The organism is Deltaproteobacteria bacterium, assembly GCA_012522415.1.
In the GTDB taxonomy this organism is placed as follows: Bacteria; Desulfobacterota; Syntrophia; order Syntrophales; family JAAYKM01; genus JAAYKM01.
Map to the genome: position 1 here is coordinate 1 of JAAYKM010000126.1, position 2004 is coordinate 2004.

3 protein-coding genes are annotated in these 2004 nt (G+C 55.7%); all 3 read left to right on the top strand.

Features of this window, described 5'->3' with window-relative positions:
- A partial coding sequence (mraW, locus tag GX147_09945) for a 16S rRNA (cytosine(1402)-N(4))-methyltransferase (GenBank protein NLN60993.1) occupies positions 1 to 335 on the top strand: 335 nt, incomplete at its 5' end.
- Positions 332 to 880: a hypothetical protein gene (locus GX147_09950; protein NLN60994.1), complete on the top strand. Its 549-nt coding sequence runs from the start codon at positions 332 to 334 to the stop codon at positions 878 to 880. The genes mraW and GX147_09950, both read left to right, overlap by 4 nt.
- A gap of 42 nt (positions 881 to 922) precedes the next feature.
- The coding region (locus tag GX147_09955; GenBank protein ID NLN60995.1) for a hypothetical protein at positions 923 to 2004 on the top strand (1082 nt) is incomplete at its 3' end.

Here is a 2004-nt window from a genome sequence, read left to right on the forward strand (position 1 = left end):
AAACCTTCCAGGCCATCCGGATGGCAGTGAACCGCGAACAGGAGGAACTGGCGCATCTGCTCTCGGAAATCCCCTCCACCATGGCCCAAGGGGGCCGACTGGCCTTGATCAGCTTTCATTCCCTGGAAGACCGGATGGTCAAACAGGCCATGCGCCGTTGGCAGGAACCCTGCGAATGCCCGCGCGATTTTCCCCACTGTGTTTGCGGTAAGCAATCCCTGGGTCACCAGCTCACCCCCAGGCCTCTTACGCCGTCAACCGAGGAGCTTGAACGCAATGCCAGGGCCAGAAGCGCGAAACTTCGGGTTTTTGAGTTCAGTGGGGGGACGCCATGACTTATTATGACGATGGCAATTTAGCCCGGCAGCTGACCGATCCTTATCCCTACCAGGAGCCCGTTCTCCGGCCGGAAGTTGTCGAGGCGGAGAAGCGGACCAGGCAGCGGGCGCTTCAGCGGCAGGCTCAGATCCGCAGACAGTATAAGGCAGCGGGCCGTGTGCACGCGCGGTCGGTTCTGCGGGTGTCGGCACTTCTTCTGGCGATTGCTTCCCTGGCAGGCTTTATCGTATGGCGGAACGCCAGGATCACTGAAATGAGTTTTATCAATGCCGGTCTTCGCCGACAGATCACCGAACTGGATAAGCAAAACGGCCTTCTCGAGGACAAGATTGCGAAAAAAGTATCCTTACAGACCACACGTGAACAGGCAACGGAACAGTTGGGGATGCAGCAGGCGACATCCGACCAGATTCATTACGTCTCTTCCATCCATTTCCTGCAGCAAGGCGGCCGGGATGCCGGCCAGGGACAGGACCGTCGGCAGGTCCTGGCGGATAGCGAATGGCTGGACGCGATTGAGACATGGGTCAAAAACCATTGAAAGCCAGGGCGACGGGCAGACACCGATAGGCAGAGGTAAAGAATGAGCAGGCAATTGAGCCGAAACAGAGCTCGAAATTCTCCCCGAAAAACAGCCGGATGGCTGTTTGATCTTAAAGCGGCTGTCATTGTGATTGCCTTCATCGTCGCTGCTTATGCTGTCACGAGCGGATTTTACCGATTGCAGGTCACGGAGGGCGAGTCGCTTGCCGCCAAGGCTGCAGCCCAGCAATTTGTGACTGAGGAAGACCGGGAACGCCGCGGCATGATTCTGGATAAAAATGGTTATCCGCTGGTCTTCTCCACCTATGTGTTCCGGGTTGGAATGACACCCGCTGATGTTCACACCAGAAAAGACGGGGTCGAAGATACAGATATTATCAGGCAATTCGGCATTCATCTCGGCTTGGATGAAGAAGCGACTGAGGATATTCTCATCCAGATCAGAACCGACCGCGCCACCGGTTGGAGGGGACTTGAGAAGCAGCTTTCCGGGCATCAGCCTCTTTCCTATGTCACCATCGCCACTGAAGTCCCCGAGACGGACGCCATGGCCCTAAAGGACTGGTTGGATGACAATGGGGTGGGAGGTGTCCGCTTCGACGCGGAGGAAAGACGCGTTTACAACAATGAGTCTTTGGCCTCACAGGTGCTGGGTCTGATTCAGATGAAAGACGGAAAGATCAAGGGCGTTTCGGGACTTGAGGCCACTTATAACGGCCTTTTGTCAGGCGAGCCGGGCTATACACACGCCAAGCGGAACAACTACGCTACCAGGGGGATGACCCCTTTTTCCCGGCCGATCAACAGTCCCTCGCAAAAGAGCAGTAATCTTGTTACCACGCTGGATATGGAAGTGAACACTATCCTGCAGGAAGAATTGTTTTCGGTCGCTGCCGCTGCGGGACTTATCGCGGACGTCAACGGGCTTATCATGGATGTCCGAACCGGTGATGTCCTGGCCATGGCTCAGGTCGCCCCTTTCGATCTCTCCCGTCCCGACGCGATCCCGCTTGGTTTCACTGAATCGGACTGGAATCGACTGTCGCCGGAAGAGAAAACAGCCTATCTGTCCTCCAACTTGTGGAACAACAACAACATTATCAAAATTTACGAACCGGGATC

Bases quoted from the DNA above. Each gene is read 5' to 3' on its own strand.
- GX147_09950 (NLN60994.1), top strand. From the start codon at position 332: ATGACTTATTATGACGATGGCAATTTAGCCCGGCAGCTGACCGATCCT.